Raw genomic sequence first — 21,583 nt, 5'->3', positions numbered from 1 at the left:
TGCCCGATCAGGATTTCTGGAACATGGCGAGCATGCGCCGTGTGACGAGGAAGCCGCCGACGATGTTGATCGTGGCGATCAGCACCGACAGCGCCGCAAGCAGCACCACCAGCCAGTTGCCTGACCCGATCTGCAGCAGTGCGCCGAGAATGACGATGCCCGATACCGCGTTGGTGACGGCCATCAGCGGGGTGTGCAGCGAATGCGAGACGTTCCAGATGACCTGGAAGCCGACAAAGCAGGCGAGCACGAAGACGACGAAATGGCTCATGAAGGCCGGCGGCGCAAAGGCACCGACCAAGAGCAGCAGCGCCGTGCCGACGGCGAGAAGCGTCAGCTGGCTCTTCGTCTGGGCCTTGAAGGCTGCGGCCTCGCTGGCGCGCTTTTCCTCCGGCGTCGGTTCTTTCACTTTCTCCTTGGGTTTCTGCGCCGCGATCGCGGCGATCTTCGGCGGTGGCGGCGGGTAGGTGATCGCGCCTTCGAAGGTGACGGTCGCGCCACGGATGACGTCGTCCTCCATATTGTGGACGAGCTTGCCATCCTTGCCCGGCGTCAGGTCGGTCAGCATATGGCGGATATTGGTGGCATAGAGCGTGGACGCCTGCGCGGCCATGCGGCTCGGGAAATCGGTATAGCCGATGACGACGACGCCGTTGTCGGAGACGATCCGCTGGTCGGCAACCGTCAGATCGCAGTTGCCGCCGCGCTCGGCGGCAAGGTCGACCACCACCGATCCCGGCTTCATTGCGGCCACCATGTCGGCAAGCCAGAGTTTCGGCGCGTCGCGGCCCGGGATCAGCGCCGTGGTGATGACGATGTCGATCTGTGGCGCAAGCTCGCGGAACTTGGCAAGCTGCTTCTCGCGGAACTCCGGCGAAGACGGGGCTGCATAGCCGCCGGTGGCAGCGCCGTCCTGCTGAGTGCCCCCCTCACCATCGGCGAAATCGAGATAGACGAATTCGGCGCCCATGCTTTCGATCTGTTCGGCGACCTCTGGACGCACGTCAAAGGCATAGGTCTGGGCGCCGAGCGAGGTGGCGACACCGATTGCCGCAAGACCGGCGACGCCGGCACCGATCACCAGAACCTTTGCCGGCGGCACCTTGCCGGCGGCCGTTACCTGGCCAGTGAAGAAGCGGCCGAAATTGTTGCCGGCCTCGATCACCGCGCGATAGCCGGCGATATTGGCCATCGACGACAGCGCATCCATTTTCTGGGCGCGGCTGATGCGCGGCACCATGTCCATGGCAATGACGTTGGCGCCCTTCGCCTTTGCAAGCTCCAGCAGTTCTGAATTCTGGCCGGGATAGAAGAACGAGATCAGCGTCTTGTGCGCAGACAGGTGCGCGACTTCACTCGGCTCGGGCGGCCGTACCTTGACGACCACATCGGCCGAACCCCACAGCGCCTCTGCCGACGGCGCCACCTCGACGCCCGCGGCGCGATAGGCATCATCGGAAAAACCAGCCGCAACACCAGCACCCGTTTCGATGATGCTGCTATAGCCAAGTTTCGCAAGTTGCACCGCGCTGTCAGGTGTCAGCGCCACGCGCGCCTCGCTTGCGGTGACCTCCCGCGGCGCGCCAATTTTAATCGCCATGCTTGTCTGTCCTCTCCTGCCGACTAGGCAATGCCTTGTCCCTCAACAATGCGACAGCAGAACAAGCAAACCTTGAGAGTACTGTCCAGTACGCTTTGCCGCGAATCCGTCCATTCTTGTCGCTTTTTAGTTTTCCCTAATCGTTTTTATCGGCCTGGCACTTCGCGAGGCCGGTCGATTGGCGCGAATGGTCAGCAAAAAGCAGACGGAGACGCCTCCGCAAGCGGGCGCTGAATGGACTCCAGGGGGCCGCCGATCGCGTGTGTGAAGCGACGGACATTACCCGAGAGGGGTCCAAGCATGCATCCGTTGCATGAAACGATCACGCCGAGCGGCGACCGGCAAGGTGGCGCACCGACGTCGACGCGGCACGGGGAGGTGCCGCGTCCTGCGAATCAAATTCGCCTGTCTGTTGAAGAGCCGCTAGAGAAGGCGGTAGCGTTTCAGGATTTCGGCGATCTGTTCGTCTTGCTCCCTGTTGGGCAGAAGAGCTGGCTGGCGGCTTGCGCCGACGGATGCGTCCTGAAGGTAGAGCGCGCGCTTGACCATCGCCGGGGCAAAGCCGAGTGCATAGAGGTCGGTCCGAAAGGCGGCGAAGGTCGCCTGCTGCTTCTGCGCTTCGACGATCTCGCCGTCATTGAAGGCCTTCAAGATGCCTGCGAGCACATCCGGCATGGCGTTGCCGAGGCCCGAGATGCAGCCAGCCGCACCATTCTCCAACGCCCAGAGCACGAGATGGTCAGGGCCGGAATAGACTTCGAAACCGTCGACCTCCTTGGCGACCTGCAGATAGGCCTCCAACGTCTCCTTTGCGCCACCGGAATCCTTGATGCCGGCAATGTTGCCGTGGCCGGCAAGCGTGCGCGCCGTGTCGGGCTCGATATGGTTCTGCGTGCGGGCCGGGATATCGTAGAGATAGACGGGCGTCTTCACGGCATCGGCGACGGTCGAGAAATGGCGGATAAGGCCATCCTGGGTGCAGGCGATGAAGAACGGCGTGATCACCGCAATGCCGTCGACGCCGATCCGGTCGAATTCGCGGGCGAGCTTGACGGTTTCGAAGGTGGCCGGCATGCCGGCATTGACGATCACCTTGACGCGACCGCCGACCTCGTCGACCACCTCTTCCGTCAGGCGCACCTTTTCCTCAAAGGTCAGCGCGGAGAAGTCGCCGTTGGTTCCGGCGCACATGATATTGTTGCCGGCTGCGACCTGGCGGCGGACCTGGGCGCGCGTCGCCTGGTAGTTGATGGTTTCGTCCTCGTTGAAGCAGGTCACGAGGGCGACGAAAGCTTGCTTGGTCATGCGGGTATTCCTCTCAATGGACGACGCCTCACGAGGCGCGCTGAAGGCGGGCGGCGCGGTGGGCTGCCTGGACATCGGGATCGGGATCGAGACCGGCGGCGAGCAGCGCGCGCGTGTAATCCTGTTGCGGCGTCTCGAACACCTCACGCACCGTGCCGAGCTCGACGATATTGCCCTTCTGCATGACCATGACGTGGTCGGCAAAGTCGCGCACCACCGGCAGGTCGTGGGCGATGAAGATGAAGGCGATGCCCATTTCCCTGCGCAGCCGGTCGAGCAGCGCGATCACCTGCGCCTGCACCGAAACGTCGAGTGCCGAGACCGCCTCGTCGCAGATGATAAGCTGCGGCTCGAGTGCGAGTGCGCGGGCAATGGCGATACGTTGGCGCTGGCCGCCGGAGAACTGATGCGGGTAGCGGCCCATGTGCTCCGGGCCGAGACCGACCTGCACCAGAAGTTCGGCCACGCGCTCGCGCCACTTCGCCTTGGGCAGGATATCCGGATGGATGACCCAGGCCTCCGAGATGAGCTGGTAGACGGTCATGCGCGGGTTGAGCGATTGCGTCGGATCCTGGAAAACCATCTGCAGGTCGCGGCGCAGCTTGTAGAGTTCCGCCGGCGACATCGTGAATAGGTCACGGCCCTTCCACAGAGCGCTGCCGCTATCCGGCTCATCGAGGCGAAGCAGGATGCGCGCCAGCGTCGACTTGCCCGAGCCGCTCTCTCCGACAACGGCCATGGTCTCGCCGGGCATGAGGTCGAAGGACAGGCCCTTCAGCGCCTCGAAGGAGCCATAGCGTTTGCGCACGTCGCGAACTGAAAGAACGGGTTCTGCGCGAGCGGCTGGCACATGCATTTCGCCCTTGCCTGGAGCGGCGGCAATCAGCTTTTTCGTATAGGGATGCTGAGGGTTCTTGTAGACCTCGCGCACCGTGCCGGCTTCGACCAGGACGCCTTTTTCCATCACCACCACGCGATCGGCGATCTCTGCGACCACACCGAGGTCGTGGGTGATGATGAGGACCGCCATGCCGGTCTCCCGCTGCAACTCTTCGAGCAGGGCGAGCACCTCGGCCTGCACGGTAACGTCGAGCGCCGTCGTCGGCTCATCGGCGATCAACAGGTCCGGGCGGAGCGCCAATGCCATGGCGATCATGACGCGCTGGCGCTGGCCGCCGGAGAATTCGTGCGGGTACTTGTCCAGCGAGCGTTCGGGGTCGGGGATGCCGACCCGGGTCAAAAGCCGCAACGCCTCGGAAGCGGCCTTCGTCGCATCCGTTCCGTGGGTGGTCAGCGCCTCGCGGATCTGCCAACCGACGGTATAGACCGGGTTGAGATGGCTCAACGGGTCCTGGAAGATCATCGCGATGCGGCGCCCGTTGACCTTGCGCCTTTCCTGCGCCGGCATTTTCAGAAGGTCGACGCCGTCGAGCAGGATCTCGCCCGAGCTGATACGCCCCGGTGGCATGTCGATCAGGTTCATGATCGCCGAGGAGGAGACCGATTTGCCGGATCCGCTCTCGCCGAGAATTGCGAGCGTCTCGCCACGGTCGAGATGGTAGGAGATATTGCGGACCGCTTTCACGACGCCGACTGCGGTGTGGAACTCGACCGATAGGTCGCGGACTTCGAGGAGATGGTCAGCCATTCTTGCGACCTTTCATTTCGAGGCGCCAGCGCTGCACCGGATCGAGCGCGATGCGCAGCCAGTTCGACAAGAGGTTCAACGACATGGTGGTAAGGATGATCGCAAGGCCGGGCCAGAACGAAAGCCACCATGCGTTGGTGAGGTACTGGCGTCCCTGCGAGATCATCAGGCCCCAGGTGATTTCCGGCGGCTGGATGCCGATCCCGAGGAACGAAAGCGCGCTTTCGGCCAGCATCACATAGGCGAAGTCGAGGGTCGCAAGCGTCGTCAGCGTCGGCAACACCACGGGCAGGATGTGGCGAAAGACGATGCGCTTGCTCGATGCGCCCATGACGCGCGCCGCCTGCACGAACATGCGTTCACGGATTTCCAGCACTTCTGCGCGTGTGGTTCTGAGGTAGACCGGAATGCGGGTGATTGCCAGCACCAGCATGAGGTTCAGGACCGACGAGCCGAGAATATAGAGAACAATGACGGCGATCAGCAGCGACGGGAACGACATGATGACGTCGGCGAGCCGCATGATGATCTGATTGACGCGCGGTGAGGAGAAGCCGGCAACCAGGCCAAGGATGGTGCCGACGGTTGCCGAAAGCGCGACGGCACCGGCGGCCACCATCAGCGTATTCTGGGTGGCGACGATGATGCGGGCAAGCAGCGGCCGCCCGAGGGCATCGGCGCCCATCCACCAGACCCAACCGCGCTCCCAGTCGAAGGGAACGGCGTTGCGGCCTCGAAGGTTCTGCTTGGTCGCGAGGTCGCCGAGCCAGGTCGGCCCGATGATTGCGAGGATAAGAACGAAAAGCAGGAAGATCGCCGCGCAAAGCGCGAACTTGTCGGCAAGCAGCATGCGGAACATGCGGGTCGCAAAGCGCGGTTCTTCGGCGATGACGGGATCGGCGGTCTGCAGGGTCATGGTCGCCTCCTCAATGCCGGATGCGCGGATCGAGCAGCGCGTAAGCCAGATCGATCAGCAGGTTCATGAGGAAGATCGCCAGCGCCGTGACGAGGATGGCGGCAAGCACGACGTTGAAATCGCGCTGCAAGATGGAATCGATCATCAGCTTGCCGACGCCCGGAAAGCCGAAGATGGTTTCGACGATCACCGCGCCGTTCAGAAGGCTCGCGGCCTGGTCGCCGATGACGGTGATGACCGGCAGCATGGCGTTACGCAGCGCATGCACGAAGATGATCGGCCCGGATTTGACGCCCTTGGCGCGCGCCGTCTTCACATAGGCCGAAGAAAGCGCCCCGATCATCGAGCCGCGCACCACCTGCACGATGATGCCGAAAGGGCGGATGAACAGAACCGAGATCGGCAGGATCCAATGCAGCAGCGATCCCGTGCCTGACGTCGGCAGCCAGGCGAGGTTGACCGAAAAGACGACGATGGCGACGATGGCGATCCAGAAATCGGGAACGGAAGCGCCCACCAGCGAGATCAGGGAGGAGAGCCGATCGAAGAAGCCGCCGGCACGGAAGGCGGCAAGCGAGCCGACGACAATCGCAGCGCCGGCGACCAGCGTCATGGTGATGACGGCAAGCCAGAGCGTCCAGGTAAAGGCCTCCAGCACAACATCCAAGGCAGGGCGAGCCTTGCGCAGGGATTCGCCGAAGTCGCCGGTGACGACGTCGCCGACATAGCGTCCGAACTGCACCAGCATGGGATCGTTCAAGCCATGCAGCTCGCGGAATTGCGCCTTCATCTCAGCGGAGGCCTCGACCGGCAGGAACAAGGCGGCCGGATCACCCGTCAACCGCGACAGGAAGAAGACCATGACGAGCAGCCCGACGAGCGAGATCAGACTGGCCACGGCGCGTTTTCGAACGAATTTCAGCATGGCGCCCTCGAAGAAATCCGGCGGCGGGATCATCCCACCGCCTTGATTGCTGTTGTGACTGGCGAACCTTTCGTTCGCCAGGGCAGATTACTTGATCTTGATCTCCGAGAGCTGCAGGGTCCCGTTGGTCGCCATCGTCGGCTTGAAATCGAGCCGCTCGGATACGCGGGAGAAGCCTACCATGTGGAAGAGCAGGACGTCGGCAACCACATCGTCGTGCAGATAGGCGATCAGCTCCGACCAGAGCTTGGCGCGCTCGTCACCGACGGCAGCCGACGCGCGCTTGATCAGGTCGTCGACCTTCGGATCGGAGAAGCCGGACTGGGTGCCTTCGGTTGCGTATTTGAAGAACATCGAGAACGACGGATCGCCCTTGGAATTGTCGTGCATAGCGGCAACGATCTGCGGGCCGCGGCCTTCCTTGAAGGGCTTTGAGTAGTACTGCTCGTGCTCGGCGACCTCGACGAATTTCAGCTCGACCTTGAAGCCCACTTCCTCAAGCTGCGCCTGAATGGCTTCCATGATCTCGGTCACGTTCGGAAAGTTCGCCGAACGGGCGATGATGGTGATGGGCGTGTCGACCTTGACGCCATCGGCCTTGGCTTCCTCAAGCAGCTTCTTGGCGCCTTCCGGATCGTAGGGAAAGACCTTGACGTCGGGGTTCCAGCCAAGCGTCGGCGGCGGCACGATCGCGGTGGCAAGCAGCGCGCTTTCGGGAACCAGGGTGCCGAGGAAGGCCTGGCGGTCGATGGCGATGTTGAGCGCACGGCGGACACGAACGTCGTTCAGCGGCTCTATGTTGTGATCGATGCGCAGGTAGACGGTTTCGCTGTCGAGGTAGGAAAAGTCCGTTGCCGGATTTGTGGCGTCGAGCTGCGAGATCGACGGCGAAAGGTCGGCTTCACCGGTCTGCACCATGGCCGCGCGCACCGACGGGTCGGCGCGGAACAGATAGGTGGCTTCCGTCACTTCCGGCTTTGCGCCCCAATAGTCGTCACGGCTGGTCAGCACGATCTGCTGGCCCGGGGTCCAGTTGGTCAGCTTGTACGGACCGGTGCCGACCGGTTCGCGCACGAATTCAAGCGGGGTTTCCTCCGGCACGATGGTGACGAGAGACATCAGCAGCGGCAGGATCGGCTGAACCGGATCGGCCTTGAAATCGATCGTGTAGTCGTCGACGACCGTCGGGGTCACCGTGATGCCGCCGAAATAACGGCGCGATTCACAGGTGTTCTTGTCGCTCATGATGCGATCGAAGCTGTGCTTGACGTCCTTGGCGTCAAAGGTCGTGCCGTCGGAGAACTTGACGCCCTGGCGCAGGTGAAAGCGCCAGCTGCTGTCTTCGTTCTGCTCCCATTTTTCGGCCAGGCGCGGCATGACGCCCTTGTCGCCGCGAACGTCGAGTTCGGTCAGCGTTTCGCTGACGTTCTGCATGATGACGCGGCCGATGTTCGAGCGCGTGGCCATGCAGGGTTCGAGCAGGTCGGCCTCCTCGGCCAGCACGATCTTGATGGGGCCAGACCCCGCGAATGCGGGCGACAGGGCCGAACTCAACATGAGCGCACTCAAGACGAATAGTTTCTTCACGGCATTTCCTCCCTAGTGAAATTCGTTCAGCTGGATGTTGCTTTTCCCGATCGCGCGGCGATCAGCGCCGCACAACCGATGAGCCCGCCGCCGCAAAGCGTGGTGAGGGCGATGTCTTCACCAAAAAGCGCGAAGCCGCCGAGCGCCACGAGCGGCAGGCGCAAGAAATCGACCGGCGCGACGATCGTGGCGGGCGCGAGCGAAAAGGCATGGGTCATCATGCCCATGCAGGCCGTTCCGACGACGCCCTGCAGTGCCAGAAGCGTCATCTCCCTCGACCCCGGCATGGTCCAGAACGGCAAGGCGAAGAGAAGCGCGATCGGAACGGTCAAAAGGAGGTTCCAGACGACCAGCGTCGCGGTCTTATCGCCCTTCGACATGGATTTCAGGATCAGCTGGATGGTCGACTGGAGCACCGCGCCGGTGAGCGCGAGAAGGATGGCGAGACTGAAGCCGGTTCCCGAGGGGCCGATGATCAGCATCGCGCCGCCAAAACCGAGCACCACCGCACCGATCATAGCCGGACCAGGCCTTTCGCCCAGCGCCAGTGCGGCACCGAGCAACAGGAAGATCGGAGAGGTGAAGGCGATGGCCGTCACGTCGGCAAGCGGTCCCCAGCTGAAGGCAGCGAAAAAGGCGACCATGGCGAGCAGCTTGAAGCCGGCACGGACCGCATGCTGACGCAAGGGGTGGCTCGACCTCAAGACCGATGGGCGCAGGGCAATCCAGGGCAGAAGGATGACTGCACCGAAGAAGGCGCGGAAGAAGCCAATGACGAAGGGGTGCACGGCGCCGTTCAGCGCCCGCACGATCACCGCGTCGGTGGCAGCAAGGATCGCTGCGCCGACCGCGAACATGACCGCCATCTTAGCCCCCTTCGGGCTGGCTTCCGGCATAAGACCTCCTCCCGGCATCCTCTTGCCGGCTTGCCCAGACCATCCACCTTTCACAAAAGTTTGTCAAATTAATTCGCGATGTAAATTTTATTATGAAGCTGCCACAAAAAATAAAGACACAAAATCAGCATGTTAATAAATACAAAAAGAGAATCCATGCCGATTTGTAACTTTATCAAACTTGACAACTTTGAAAATTGAGCGATTTTCGAGGCAGACAGGAGGAACTCATGGACCCTGAAGAAATCGCCCGCAGCATGAACGGCCTGCTTCAAACCGTGGCGCCCGAGCGCATGGAAGCGCTGTTGCCGTCGCCGATGATCCAGAACCATGCTGCCTTCCTGCACCTGCTTTCAGACGGCGCGCTGGCCTGCGCCTGGTTCGGCGGCACGCTTGAGGGCAAGTCCGACATTTCCATCTTTGCCTCGGTGCTGCCGAAGGGCGCGACGCAATGGGGACCGCCACAGCGCCTGAGCTTCGATGCCGCGCATTCTGAACAAAACCCGGTTCTCTTCACCGCATCCGACGGCAGGCTGTGGCTCTTTCACACCTCCCAACCCTCCGGCAATCAGGATGAGTGCCGGATCCGGATGGCTGAGGTTCACCGTGATGCCTCCGACCCGTTGGCACTGACAACCAGCGAAGGCGGCTATCTGGACCTTCCTCGTGGCTGCTTTATCCGCGCGCCGCTCGTGGTGCGCAGCGACGGCGCGTGGCTGTTACCGATCTTCCGCTGTGTCCAGCGCCCGGGCCAGAAGTGGAACGGAAGCCACGACACGGCAGCCGTCGGCATTTCCCTCGACCAGGGCGCGACGTGGCAGCTAAAAGAACTGGATCAGTCCATTGGCTGCGTGCACATGTCGCCGGTGTCGCTCGGCGAAGGCCGTCTTGCTGCCTTCTTCCGCCGGCGGCAGGCCGATTGGGTCTACCGGAGCGAGAGCCTCGATGACGGTCACTCCTGGTCCGCGCCGGAGGCGAGCGACGTCCCGAACAACAATTCCTCGATCGCCGCTCTGCGCCTGAGTGACGGCAGGATCGCGATGATCTGCAATCCCGTCAGCGCGGCCGACACCGACGAGCGACGCGCCTCGCTCTATGACGAGCTCGGCGAGGACGACAACCGCCCGGACGCCGACCCCACGGGCGGCTGCGTACCGATCTGGGGTGTCCGGCGCGCGCCAGTCTCTCTCTGCCTCTCTGAAGATGGCGGCAAGACCTTTCCCGTGCGCCTGCTGATCGAGGACGGCCCCGGCACCTGCCTATCCAACGACTCGACCGACGGCCGCAACAAGGAGATGTCCTATCCCTGGTTGCTCGAAGGGCCGGACGGAACCATGCACCTTGCCTACACCTACCACCGGCGCGCCATCAAATATGTCCGCCTAGCCCCTGGCTGGGACCACGCCGACCAACGGAGACCTTCATGAGCAACATCATCGGCATAACCATGGGCGACCCGTGCGGCGTCGGCCCCGAGATTTCGGTGCGCGCGCTGGCCGACATGTCACAGCAGGAGCGCGACACGGTCCGGATCTACGGCAATCTCGCCACGCTCGAAGCGGCCCGGACCGCTCTCGGCCTTGAGGTCGATCTCGCCGGACATGTCGTCGATCTGCCGATCGAGGGGGCTCCGCTTGCCTGGGGACAGCTGAGCCCCGTCGCCGGCGACGCGGCCTTTCGCTTCATCGAAAAGGCGGTGCGCGATGCTGAAGCCGGTGTGATCGGCTGCATCGTCACGGCGCCCATCAACAAGGAAGCGCTGAACCTTGCCGGTCATCACTATGACGGCCACACAGGAATGCTGCGCAGCCTCACCGGCTCCAAGGCCGCTTACATGCTGCTTGCCTCCGAACGCCTCAAGGTCATCCACGTTTCTACCCACGTGGCGTTGCAGGAGGCAATCCGGCGCTCGACGACGGAACGGGTGCTCGCCACCATCCGCGCCGGCGACGCTCACTTGAAACGCATCGGTTATGCGGCACCCAAAATCGCGGTCGCCGGCATCAATCCCCATTGCGGCGAAAACGGCCTGTTCGGCACCGAGGATGACGACCAGATCGCGCCGGCCGTTGCAGCAGCACGTGCGGAAGGCATCGATGCCTATGGACCGATTTCCGCAGATACGGTGTTCCATCGCGCCTATTCGGGCGCCTTCGACCTCGTGGTCGCGCAGTATCACGACCAGGGGCACATCCCCGTGAAGCTCGTCGCCTTCGACACCGCCGTAAACGTCTCGGTGGACCTGCCGATCGACCGAACCTCGGTCGATCACGGCACGGCGTTCGACATCGCCGGCAAGGGGATCGCCAACCACGGCAACATGAATTCTGCCATCGCCTATGCCCGCAAGCTGGTGGCGGGCGACGCCAAGCGAGGATGACACCATGACCATCGCTCCCATTACCCTTCATCAACCGCGCCGGCTTGCCGTCGGCGCCGGCACGATCGCAGAGGTCGGCGCCTGGGCGGCCGATGCCCGTTCAGTACTCGTCATCGCCACGCCGATCACCGCCGGTTTCGTCGATCGCCTGAAGCTTTCCGGCCGCGTCACGGTGTTCGACGCCATCCCGGGCGAACCCGATGTCGACACACTCGATGCCGCACTCGACTTCGCGCGCCAAAACAAGCCGGACCTCATCGTCGGCCTTGGGGGCGGATCGGTGCTCGACGTGGCCAAGCTGGTTGCCGTGCTCTGGGACTCCAAGCAGACGCTTGCCGATGTTGCCGGACCGAACCGGGTTCTCGGCCGCAACACCCGCCTTGCCCAGGTCGCCACGACCGCCGGCACAGGCTCGGAGGCCGGCATCCGCTCGCTGATCACCGATCCCGCGAAGGGAAACAAGATCGCGGTCGAAAGCCCGCACATGATTGCCGACGTCGCCGTTCTCGATCCGGAACTCACCTATTCCGTGCCGTCAGCGGTCACCGCCGCCACCGGCGTCGATGCCATGGCCCATTGCGTGGAAGCCTTCACCAATCGCCGCGCCCATCCGATGATCGACGGCTTTGCCCGCATGGGCTTCAAGCTCGTCGGCAAATATCTCGCTCGCGCCGTCCGGGATGGATCAGATACCGAGGCGCGAGAAGGGATGATGCTTGCCTCCTACTACGGCGGCATCTGCCTTGGCCCGGTCAACACCGCCGCTGGCCATGCCATCGCCTATCCGCTCGGCACGCGGCTTCGCCTGCCGCATGGCCTGGCAAACGCCATCATCTTTCCGCATGTGCTCGCCTTCAACCAACCAGTTGCGGCGGGCAAGACGGCAGAAGTCGCAACGGCGCTGGGTCTGGGCGAAAATCTCTCCTCCCGGGAACTCCTGGGCGCTGCCCGTGGCTTCTGCCGTGACCTCGGCATCGAGATGTCGCTTGCCGCTCACGGCGCAAATGCCGACGATTTGCCACTCTATGCAAGCGAGGCCCATGCCAACCGAAGGCTGATGGACAACAACCCGAGCGACATGAGCGTGGAGGACGTGCTTGCCGTCTACAAGGCAGCCTTCTGAGCAATAGACCAATGCAAAAAACAAAGCCCCGGCGCCTGCCGGGGTTTTTGCTTTATCGACTATTTGGTCGCCTGGAACAGACGTTCGCGGGATCCGGCAAGGTGGTCATGCATGAGTTGCCTCGCCTTTGCGCCTTCACGCGCGGCAATCGCTTCCGCGATCGCTTCGTGCTCACCGAAAACGCGCGTCAGCCCCGTCGTCTCCCGTTTGACCGAGGCGCCATGAAACCGCATGCCGACGGCGATGTGGTCCTTGAGCGCTTCCATCGCCGTGAAGAAATAGCTGTTCTGCGCGGCGCGCGCGATCGCAAGATGGAACTGGAAATCGGCATCCTCCCGGTGCGATTGCCGGTTGGTGGCGTCCCGCATCAGTTCCAGCGCCTGGCGGATGGCGGCCAAGCCGGCCGCGTCGTGACGCTCCGCGGCGGCGGCCGCCGCAGCCGGCTCGACCGTCAGGCGGAACTCGTAGCAGTTCAGGAGATCGGCAACGTTCTCAAGCTGTCCGAAGCCCAGCGGCTCACGCATGCCGACGGCACGAACGAAGCTGCCGGCACCGCGGCGCGAATAGATGAAGCCCTGCTCGCGCAGTCGGCGCAGCGCTTCGCGGATGATCGGACGCGAAACCTCGAACTCGCTTGCCAGCTCGTGCTCGGTCGGCAAGCGCTCGTCCGGCTTGTAGGCGCCGGACTTGATCGCACGGTGCATGCGCTCAAAGACGAGATCACCGAGGCTCTTGCGTGCTGTTCCGTTCTCCAGTCCCATCCGTCATCCCATCTTGCGGAGGACAGCCTCCGCGATTTCCTTAAGCGTGCCCGGCGCACCGAATCCGCCAGACTTGGCGATGATGCAACGTCCGTCGACCTCAGCCAAGCCCAGGCCGGGCAGGCATTCGCCGAGCAGACGAAAACGCTGGATGCCCATCTTCTTCAATACCGCCTCTGCGGTTGCGCCGCCGGACAGAAGCAGCGTGCCCGCCCGTTCGACAAGGCCCGGACAAACGCTTTCGGCTAGCGCCTCGGAAACGGCCTCCGGCGTCACCTCACCGTCGCCCGGCACCGCCTGAACAAGCGTGATTGCGCCGCCGGTATCGTTTGCGACCGAAAGCCGGCCGTTGGGCGCGGGCAAATAGGATAGGGCAAGGCCGTCGCGAAGCGTGTCGATCTGGGCAAGGGTAATCGGATCACGAGACCCGATGACGAACAAGGCCGGGCCGGCCGACACCTCGGCAGCCCGCGCTTGTTGACCGCCGCTCATCCGCTCGGCAAGCGCCTCGGCCAGACCACGCGCACCAATCAGTAGATCCGCGCCGCTTCTTTCCGCATCCTGAAGTAAGGCGCGCATTTCCGCCTCGGTGGAGACGTCCGGGATCACGGCCTTGGTCGCATGCGGGCCGAGCTTCTCGGCAATCGAAATGGGCGTATCGACCCCGAAGCCTTGTACGCTCCCGGACATGACGACCCGACCGAAGGCTGGAATGGCGGGCGCCACGAGCGCTGACCCGAAAGACATCGCGTCGAGTTCGGCAACGATGTTGCCCTTAAGACGGGAGTCGACCTTCTTGAAGATGCGCGAACCGGAAGGCAGCGCGGCGAGCGTGGCAACGGTTCGGTGCCTGGCCAATGCGGGGCTGAGCTCTCGCGATCCGAGATTGACCGAAACCACGTCCGGCCCCGTTTTCAGGACATCATCAATCGCCTCGGGTGCCAAGGCGACTTCGACATAAAAGCCCCTCGCGGCAAAGGGCGCTGCGGCATCCAGAGCGCCGGTCAGATCATCAGCGACAATGACGAGCATCTCAAAATCCAGACGATTTGTTGTTATCTTTAAATGTCCAGTTTATGTTGAAATGTCAATATTTTTCGAAATTAAATTACAAATCATACGCGCTCTTCCGCGGCGTGAGCGAGGCACCTGTTTTCGTCCTCGGGCTCCCGCGTGCCGATCGTCAGGAAGCGCGCGCCATAGCCTGGCAACAGCAGACTGTCCTCCGCAAGGCCGGAAATCTCGCCCAGGAGGGGCTGCAGCAATTTTCTCTTCGAAGAGGAAAAGGAACGGTCGAACAGGCGGCGCCTGAATGCCCGTTCCTCAGACGTTTTCACCAGTCGCACGGCTAAGCGTGCCACGCAGGATGACCGTCAGGTTCGCCACATCATCGGGCCGAGCGATATTGAGCCTCCCTGCGCCGACGCGAGCGCCGTTGGCTGGATGTCGCGCGCACTATCGCTGCGCGACCGGGCGCACCAGTGGCGTCACGCGGCGGATAGTCACCCGGCGGTTCTCTTCCTCTGGCTCCTGCGTGCCGATCTTCAGGAAGCGCTCGCCATAGCCTTGCGTCACCAGGTTTTCCGCCGGGATGCCGTAGACTTCCGTCAGGAGAACCGCGACGGATTCGGCGCGCTCGTCGGAGAGAACGAGGTTCGACCGGTCAGAACCGACAGCGTCCGTGTGCCCTTCGATGAAGAAGGTTTCGCCGGGATCCTTGCCGAGCACTTTCTGCATGGCGTCCGCGACCGTTCGCAGCGTCTTTGCCTGTGACATCGACACTTCGGCGCTCCCCGTGTCGAAGTGGATCGTGTCGAGATCGATGCGCCGGACCTTGTCACGGAGGCGGGCCGAATTGCGGACCTCGTCGATCGTATAGACGCGCTCCACGCGTTCGACCGGCGGTTCGGACAGGAACGCGTAATAATCCCGATCCGGTTCCTGCGAATAGTCGACGACGTAGTCGTCGACCGGGATCGTCAGGCGCATCGGCGGCAGGTCATAACCGACGTCGACGATCGCCGGGCGTCGTTCGTCCTGGTAGTCCGGCGCGTACATCAGCACATATTCGTTGCCGTCGCCGTCGACACGCGAGCGCTGCAAGACGTCACCATAGCGGTCATAGACGGTGACAATCCGGTAGCCTCCCGGGCGCACGATCGTTTCACGCACGCGGCCGCGCGGAAGTTCGTCATAGTACGCTTCCCGCGCATCGTGGCGCAGGCGCGGGCGATCGTCGCCTCGCACGAAGATCTGGTCGCCAACGCCAAGGACGACACGGTCGTCGAGCCTCTCGACCACGTGCACCTCGTTCACATCATTGTTCGTGGTGTTGTTGACGGTCCTGTTGTTGATCACCGTATTGTTGATGACGGTGTTGTTGATGATGTTCGTCGTGTCCGGAACCGCAAAGGCAGGCGCCGCTTCGACGCGTCGGCCCTCCTCCTTGATCGCCGCCTCGATCCTCTGCGGGGCCGCCTGCCGAACCTCGGCCGGGATTTCGGCCTGGGCCGCGGCGTCATCCGTCGGCGGCGCTACGGCCTTTTGCTCGGTGCGCAGCTCTTCACGCTGCTTGCGCCGAGCCTCGCGCGCTCGGTCGCCACCCGACTTGTCGGCATCCTTGTCGCTGTCGAGCACGGCGGCACCGTTATCGACCGGAAGCACGACGGTTTCGTCGGTCGCCGCCGGGTCCTCAGCGATCTTGCGCTTCTCAGCCTTCGTGCGCTTGTCGACGACAACAGGCGCAGCCTTGCCCTGACGCTGCTCGGCTGTTGCGGGCTGTTTAGACCCTGGAACCGGCTGCTTGTCACTCTCGCCGGTCTGTGGCGCCGGCTGTTCCGTGGACGGTGCGGCACGCTGTTCGGGCGCCTTCCGCTCGTCCGGCCGCTGATCTTCAGCTTGCTGCTTGCGTTTCTTGGGCACTGGGACCTGTTCCTCCCCAGTGTTCTGCGGGGTGCTCTCTTCCACGGCAGGCTGCTGTCCTTCCGCTTGCTGCTTACGCTTCTTGCGTTCAGGCGCCTGTTGCTCCTCAGCCTGCCGCGGCGCCACGTCCTCGGCGCCAGGCTGCTGCTCTCCGGCCTGTTGCTTGCGCTTCTTGCGCTCAGGTGCCTGTTGTTCCTCGGCCTGCCGCGGAGCGCCTTCCTCGATGGCGGGTTGCTGTTCTTCGGCCTGCTGCTTGCGCTTCTTTCGCTCGGGCGCCCGTTGCTCCTCGGCCTGCCGCGGTGCCACGTCCTCGGCGCCAGGCTGCTGCTCTTCGACCTGTTGCTTTCGCTTCTTGCGTTCAGGCGCCTGTTGCTGGTCCGCCTGTCGCGGTGCGCTTTCCTCGGCGCCGGGCTGCTGTTCTTCAGCCTGTTGCTTGCGCTTCTTGCGAGACGGCTCTTCCGTCTGGCGCTGCGGCTCCTCGGCCTGCGGTTGCTGCTGTTCTGCCTGCCCTTCCTCGGCGGCCTGCTGCTTCTTGCGCTTCTTGAGCAGAAGCAAGTCCTCGGGCGACTGCTGACCGACCCCTTCCTGCGCGACCTGGAACGGCGCCCTCAGGCTCTCGGCCAGCGCCGGCTGAATCACGAGTGATACGGCGAAGACTGGAAGGGCGACCGTTGCGAAAAGTTTGGAAGGAATCGACATGACTTTCACTCCTCTTACTGGGAGGCCCCGGCGCCCGTCGGCGCCGTACGAACGGCGCGCGTTACGTGGCAGCACAAGAGGGGCCATCACCCACGCCTTCGACTTTGTGTCCGTCAAAGGCTAGTCCCAACGCAGCAGCGCGCGAACGGTTCCGCGCGATAGACCCGTTGCGAAACTGCTGACTGCAGGCTCGGACGGTCATTCCCAGGGATCGAAGAGGCAAAAGTGAGGCGTTGTCGGCCGGGTGTGCGGGCGGCTGTCACCGATCATGCAGGCGGAGGTCGTGGCGATCCGCTTGAGCTGCCGCCCACCCAGAATATCATCGGGTCGGCCGTGATGTTACGCGCCGTCGTCCGGTGGCTGTTACAGTCGCAGGCATTCGGCGGGTGGCGAAACGTTCGCGCCACCCGCCAAACGAACATGTCTACCCGGCGAGCTTCGCCCGGAGCGCCGACCAGCCGGCTGCAAAGACATGCGTAGAGATGATCTCCACGTACTTTCCGGCATCCTCCGGTGCCTCGTCGAAAACGGCGGTCCATTCGACAAAGGTGCGGTTGCCGTCGGTGATCGGAAGCAGCCTGATCCCCGCAACATAGTTCGTCACCGGAAAGGCCGGTTTCACGAAGCTGTAGGAGAGCGAATGCTCGCTATCGCTTAGGGCAAGGAGCTGCTCGCGAACATGGGCTCCATCCTGAAGATAGAAGGAGCGCACGCAACCGACTTCGGCGCTGCCTCGTCCCTCTTCGATTTCACTGCTGGCGATGGCCGGGTGCCAGGTCGCCAGGCCGTTGAAGTCGCGAACGATCTTCCAGACGGTCTCAATCGGCGCATCGATCACTGCGCTTGCATATGCCTTTGCCACATTTCCCTCCTACTGCTGGATGACAAGTTTCTTGAAGGCCTGCGTCTGGGCGACGAGGGCCTTTTCGACCGGAAGACGCTCCATGCTGGATGCGCCATAAAACCCGTGGCAACCCGGGCACCGCTCGAGGATGTAGCGGGCATCCTCCGGCTCGGCGATCGGGCCGCCATGGCACAGGACGATAATGTCGGGATTGACGCTTCGGGCCGCAGCCGCGATCGCGTTGACCGCATCGACACAGGCCTCAAGCGTCAGCGCGGTGTCAGCGCCAATCGCGCCGCCGGTCGTCAGCCCCATATGGGCGACGACGATGTCTGCCCCCGCCTCCGTCATGGCCCGGGCATCGTTGGCCGAAAACACATAGGGCGTGGTCAGCATGTCTTTGCTGCGCGCCAGGCGAACGAGGTCGACCTCCAGGGCGTAACCCATGCCTGTCTCTTCGAGATTGGCCCGAAACGTGCCGTCGATGAGACCCACGGTCGGAAAATTCTGAATGCCGGCGAAACCGACGGCCTTCAGCTGGTCCAGGAAGAAATCGAAGTTGCAGAACGGATCCGTGCCGTTCACGCCGGCAAGAACCGGCGTGTGCTTGACCACGGGCAGCACCTCGCGTGCCATGTCGAGCACGATCTCGTTGGCGTTGCCATAGGCAAGGAGGCCGGCAAGCGACCCTCGTCCGGCCATGCGGTAGCGGCCGGAGTTGTAGATGACGATGAGGTCGATACCGCCGGCTTCCTCGCATTTGGCCGAAAGGCCGGTGCCAGCGCCGCCGCCGATGATCGGGATCTTCGCTTTGATCTGCTGGCGAAATTTGTCCAGCAACTGGCGTCTTTCAAACTTCATACTAACTGCCTCTACTGATTTCGTTGAAATGACGAAGGATTTCGGAACTGAATTGCGGCGCGTTGATTGCGTGCGGCACGCGCAGGACGCGACGCTCGTCGGTCTGCTCAACCGTGTTTTCGATGGCGGTGAACAGGGCCTCGTCTGCCTCCGGATCGTGGAAAGGCTGGCCCGGTGCATCGAGCAGCGACACCCCGCCCGTCGGCAGAAGGAAGCGAACCGGACCGATGCTGCGGTTCAGGCGCTCGCCGATCCATTTGCCCATCGCGACATTCTCGTCGACCGTCGTGCGCATCAGCGTGATCTGCGGGTTGTGCACATAGAGATTGCGGTGGCGATACTTCTCCGGAACCGTCTCGAGACCGGCGAAGTTCACCATGTCGAGGGCGCCGCAGGATCCTACATAAGGAAGGTCCGACTGGGCAAGGAAGCCGAACCGCTCTTCGGTCGCCGGCAAGATGCCGTCAAACAGCAGATCGCACACCTCAGTGGTGGTGATGTCGAGAACGCCTGCGAGATAGCCGGACGAAGCAAGCTTCTCCATCGACTGCCCGCCGATGCCGGTCGCGTGGAACACCAGGCATTCGTACCGCTCGCGCAGCTGCTCGACGACCTGGGTGACGCAAGGGGTGGTGACGCCAAACATCGTCAGGCCAAGCGCCGGCCGGTCGTCCTGCTCGGCTTCCCGCCGGTTGCGCACCATTCCGGCGATGGAATTGGCGGCATTGGCAAGGACGGTTCGCGAGATCCGGTTGAGCCCGGCGATATCCGTGATCGAATTCACCATCGCGATGTCGTTCGGACCGACATAGGCGCTGACGTTTCCGGCCGCCACCGTCGAGACCATCACCCGCGGCGTTCCGACCAGCAGGGCGCGCATGGCCTGGGTCACGACCGCGGTTCCTCCGGATCCGCCAAGCCCGATGATGCCGCCGACGTCGTCACGCGACAGGATGAACCGTTCGAACGCCAGTCCCATGGCGGAAACGGCGCTGCCGCGATCCCCGGTAAAGACGGCTGCGACACCGCCCGGATGGAACCCGGCAACCTCTCTCGCATCGATATCGGCATCCGCCGAAGGCTTGGCGGTGGAAAGATCCACCAGAACCGCAGGCATCGATTGCGCCCTGATCAGCTCCGCCACGTAGCGCAGCTCGTCACCCTTGGTGTCGAAAGTGCCCGCTACATAAATCGTCTTGGCTGTATTCATTCATTCCTCCTCAGGTATTTCTTATCTTTCTCATCGCCCCGCGCAGGCCGAGGCCGATCATCGCCAACAGGGTGATCGCGTAGGGCGCGATATCGGTGATCTGGTTCGGCAAGCCCTGGCCCTGCAGCCGGAGGCCGATCGCGTCTGCGAGACCGAAACCGAAACAGGCGAGCGCGATGCCGAGCGGATGGGCGCGCCCAAGCATGACGGCAACCACCGCGATCCAACCGCGACCGGCCGTCATGTTTTCGGCAAATAGGGCGACCGAGCCGAGCGCCAGCTGCGCACCCGCCAGACCGCACAGAGCGCCCGCGAGAAGCACGATCGCCGTCTGATAGCGGTTCACATTCGCACCCATCGCCGCTGCTGCAGACGGCACTTCACCGATCCCCCGCAAGCGCAGGCCCCATCGCGTGCGAAACAGGTAGACGTTGAGGACGAGCACGAGCAGCCATGAGAGATAGACCAGCAGATTGTGCCCATCGGCGATGGCGCCGAGGACGGGAAGCCCGGCAAGAGCGCCGATGCCGAAGCGCGGCAAGGCGATCACCGCGGGATCGACCAGTGTGCCGGTGACGCCGAAAAGCGCGCTCAGAAGATAGGTTGTCAGCCCTGCGGCAAGCAGGTTCAGCCCAATGCCGATCACGATCGGATCGCCGCCGAAGCGGGCGCCGCCGAGCGCAAGGGGGAACGCGAAGATCGCGGTGCAGACGACGGCGAACAGAACCGCAACCATCGGCGAGCCGAAGGCAACGCTCGCCGCGACCGCGGCGAAAGCGCCGACCAGCATCTTGCCCTCAAGCGCGATGTTGAAGACGCCTGCGCGCTCGCACAATGTTCCGGCCATCGCCGCCAGAAGCACCGGCGTCATCAGATCGAGGACCTGCGAAAGAAGCATGTTGAGCATGGTCTATCGCCTCTTGAAGAACACGGTACGCGCGGCGAGGCACAGAATGATCAGCGCCTGCAGAACCCATGTGAGGACAGCCGGAAGACCGAGCGCCCGTTCCATGGCGAAGCCCCCCACCTGCAGCGCCGCGAAGAACGCCGCGGTGACGACCGTCGCGATCGGGCTTGCCATCGCAAGAACCGCGGCCATCAGCCCCGACCAGGTATAGCCCGGCGCAAGCAAGGCCCCGTCAGTGAACCGGTACTGCTGCCCGAGGATCAACAGTGCTCCAACCAGACCGGCAAGAGCGCCGCTCAGGAAGGCGACCCGCTGCGTCTGCCGCGGCAGGTTCGTGCCCGAGTACCCGGCGAAGCGCGGATTAAGCCCAGTCATTCGCCACTCGAAACCGTTGACGCCATGTTTGTCGTTGACGATGACGGCAATCGCAACCGCGGCCATGGTCAACATTCCGACGCTGATCGGCAGATCGAAAATGCTATTTGGGAGACGTGCCGCGGAGGCGACGCGATAGGTTTCCGGCATGCCCGTCGAGGGATCGCGCAACGGGTAGCGTACCAGATAGGATGTGACGCCGCGTGCGATGTAGCTGAGCAGCAGGCTCGTGATCAGAAACGGGATGGCGAGGCCAAGCTGAAGTACTGCCGCGATCCAGGCATAAAGCCCGCCTGCACAAATGGCGGCCGTCAAGGCGAGCACGGCCCGCACGGCCCCTGGTACCGGAACATAGAGCGCAACGAGCGCGGCCGCGAGCCCGCCCACCAGCATCTGCCCGTCGCCGCCGAGATTGATGAGGCCGGCGCGAAAGGCAATTGCGGCGGCAAGACCCATGCCGATCAACGGGACCGAGCGGCTGAGCGTCTCACCCAGACCGCGCCCCAGAAGCGCACCCTGGACGATTTCCTGATAGACCGAGAGGGGATTGGCGCCGGTCGAAAGCACCACGAGCCCCCCAAGCACGACGGCGACCGCGATGGACAGCAAGATTGCCGTCAATCG

Annotated in this window: 19 protein-coding genes; 3 read left to right on the top strand and 16 right to left on the bottom strand. The window is 63.2% G+C overall.

Annotated features, from left to right (window positions below):
* Positions 1-7: 7 nt before the first annotated feature.
* The 7 genes from L981_RS04970 to L981_RS04940 all read right to left on the bottom strand — a co-directional run bounded on the left by L981_RS04970 (position 8) and on the right by L981_RS04940 (position 8,877).
* Positions 8-1,594, bottom strand: coding sequence for a Re/Si-specific NAD(P)(+) transhydrogenase subunit alpha (locus L981_RS04970; RefSeq protein WP_043612442.1), 1,587 nt, complete (start codon positions 1,592-1,594; stop codon positions 8-10).
* A 429-nt stretch (positions 1,595-2,023) separates the two neighbouring features.
* A complete protein-coding gene (locus tag L981_RS04965) occupies positions 2,024-2,905 on the bottom strand; it encodes a dihydrodipicolinate synthase family protein (RefSeq protein WP_043612376.1) in 882 nt (293 codons plus the stop codon).
* Between the two features lie 28 nt (positions 2,906-2,933).
* A complete protein-coding gene (locus L981_RS04960) occupies positions 2,934-4,553 on the bottom strand; it encodes an ABC transporter ATP-binding protein (RefSeq protein WP_043612374.1) in 1,620 nt (539 codons plus the stop codon).
* Complete coding sequence (locus L981_RS04955; protein ID WP_043612372.1) at positions 4,546-5,469, bottom strand: ABC transporter permease; 924 nt, start codon at positions 5,467-5,469, stop codon at positions 4,546-4,548. The genes L981_RS04960 and L981_RS04955 overlap by 8 nt, the downstream gene beginning before the upstream one ends.
* 10 nt (positions 5,470-5,479) lie before the next feature.
* Positions 5,480-6,394 carry an ABC transporter permease gene (locus tag L981_RS04950; RefSeq protein ID WP_034796335.1) on the bottom strand — a complete coding sequence of 305 codons (915 nt, stop codon included), beginning with the start codon at positions 6,392-6,394 and terminating at the stop codon, positions 5,480-5,482.
* An 87-nt stretch (positions 6,395-6,481) separates the two neighbouring features.
* Positions 6,482-7,951 (bottom strand): ABC transporter substrate-binding protein, encoded by a 1,470-nt coding sequence (locus L981_RS04945; protein ID WP_371258828.1) that lies wholly within the window; start codon positions 7,949-7,951, stop codon positions 6,482-6,484.
* Between the two features lie 56 nt (positions 7,952-8,007).
* On the bottom strand, positions 8,008-8,877 hold the full coding sequence (locus L981_RS04940) for a DMT family transporter (protein ID WP_052201600.1): 870 nt from the start codon (positions 8,875-8,877) through the stop codon (positions 8,008-8,010).
* A 230-nt stretch (positions 8,878-9,107) separates the two neighbouring features.
* On the opposite strand from L981_RS04940, the gene L981_RS04935 reads away from it, so the two are divergent.
* The 3 genes from L981_RS04935 to L981_RS04925 are packed head-to-tail and all read left to right on the top strand — an operon-like array spanning position 9,108 to position 12,380.
* The gene (locus L981_RS04935) at positions 9,108-10,304 is read left to right on the top strand and encodes an exo-alpha-sialidase (protein WP_043612367.1); all 1,197 of its coding nucleotides are present in this window, start codon (positions 9,108-9,110) and stop codon (positions 10,302-10,304) included.
* The gene (gene pdxA / locus L981_RS04930; protein WP_043612361.1) at positions 10,301-11,257 is read left to right on the top strand and encodes a 4-hydroxythreonine-4-phosphate dehydrogenase PdxA; all 957 of its coding nucleotides are present in this window, start codon (positions 10,301-10,303) and stop codon (positions 11,255-11,257) included. The genes L981_RS04935 and pdxA overlap by 4 nt, the downstream gene beginning before the upstream one ends.
* Before the next feature lie 4 nt (positions 11,258-11,261).
* Positions 11,262-12,380 carry an iron-containing alcohol dehydrogenase gene (locus L981_RS04925; protein ID WP_043612359.1) on the top strand — a complete coding sequence of 373 codons (1,119 nt, stop codon included), beginning with the start codon at positions 11,262-11,264 and terminating at the stop codon, positions 12,378-12,380.
* A gap of 59 nt (positions 12,381-12,439) precedes the next feature.
* Here the strand turns inward: L981_RS04925 and L981_RS04920 are convergent, their stop codons facing one another.
* The 9 genes from L981_RS04920 to L981_RS04885 all read right to left on the bottom strand — a co-directional run bounded on the left by L981_RS04920 (position 12,440) and on the right by L981_RS04885 (position 21,580).
* The gene (locus L981_RS04920; protein ID WP_043612357.1) at positions 12,440-13,141 is read right to left on the bottom strand and encodes a FadR/GntR family transcriptional regulator; all 702 of its coding nucleotides are present in this window, start codon (positions 13,139-13,141) and stop codon (positions 12,440-12,442) included.
* A 3-nt stretch (positions 13,142-13,144) separates the two neighbouring features.
* The gene (locus L981_RS04915; protein ID WP_043612355.1) at positions 13,145-14,173 is read right to left on the bottom strand and encodes a four-carbon acid sugar kinase family protein; all 1,029 of its coding nucleotides are present in this window, start codon (positions 14,171-14,173) and stop codon (positions 13,145-13,147) included.
* Between the two features lie 83 nt (positions 14,174-14,256).
* Complete coding sequence (locus L981_RS34370) at positions 14,257-14,406, bottom strand: hypothetical protein (protein ID WP_156133966.1); 150 nt, start codon at positions 14,404-14,406, stop codon at positions 14,257-14,259.
* 190 nt (positions 14,407-14,596) lie between these two features.
* Positions 14,597-16,762, bottom strand: coding sequence for an OmpA family protein (locus L981_RS04910; RefSeq protein WP_043612353.1), 2,166 nt, complete (start codon positions 16,760-16,762; stop codon positions 14,597-14,599).
* A 424-nt stretch (positions 16,763-17,186) separates the two neighbouring features.
* On the bottom strand, positions 17,187-17,624 hold the full coding sequence (locus L981_RS04905; RefSeq protein WP_043612350.1) for an SRPBCC family protein: 438 nt from the start codon (positions 17,622-17,624) through the stop codon (positions 17,187-17,189).
* 9 nt (positions 17,625-17,633) lie between these two features.
* Positions 17,634-18,467 carry a phosphoenolpyruvate hydrolase family protein gene (locus L981_RS04900; RefSeq protein ID WP_043612345.1) on the bottom strand — a complete coding sequence of 278 codons (834 nt, stop codon included), beginning with the start codon at positions 18,465-18,467 and terminating at the stop codon, positions 17,634-17,636.
* Position 18,468: 1 nt separating this feature from the next.
* Positions 18,469-19,677 (bottom strand): Tm-1-like ATP-binding domain-containing protein, encoded by a 1,209-nt coding sequence (locus L981_RS04895; protein WP_043612343.1) that lies wholly within the window; start codon positions 19,675-19,677, stop codon positions 18,469-18,471.
* Between the two features lie 10 nt (positions 19,678-19,687).
* Positions 19,688-20,584, bottom strand: a complete 897-nt coding sequence (locus L981_RS04890; RefSeq protein ID WP_043612340.1) for an ABC transporter permease — start codon at positions 20,582-20,584, stop codon at positions 19,688-19,690.
* 3 nt (positions 20,585-20,587) lie between these two features.
* Positions 20,588-21,580: an ABC transporter permease gene (locus L981_RS04885; RefSeq protein ID WP_245281577.1), complete on the bottom strand. Its 993-nt coding sequence runs from the start codon at positions 21,578-21,580 to the stop codon at positions 20,588-20,590.
* Positions 21,581-21,583: the final 3 nt, after the last annotated feature.

The sequence above is a fragment of the Ensifer sp. ZNC0028 genome, assembly GCF_000799055.1.
Lineage (GTDB): Bacteria > Pseudomonadota > Alphaproteobacteria > Rhizobiales > Rhizobiaceae > Ensifer.
Note: the sequence above shows the minus strand (reverse complement) of the source record. Positions and strands in the feature narration are given on the sequence as shown.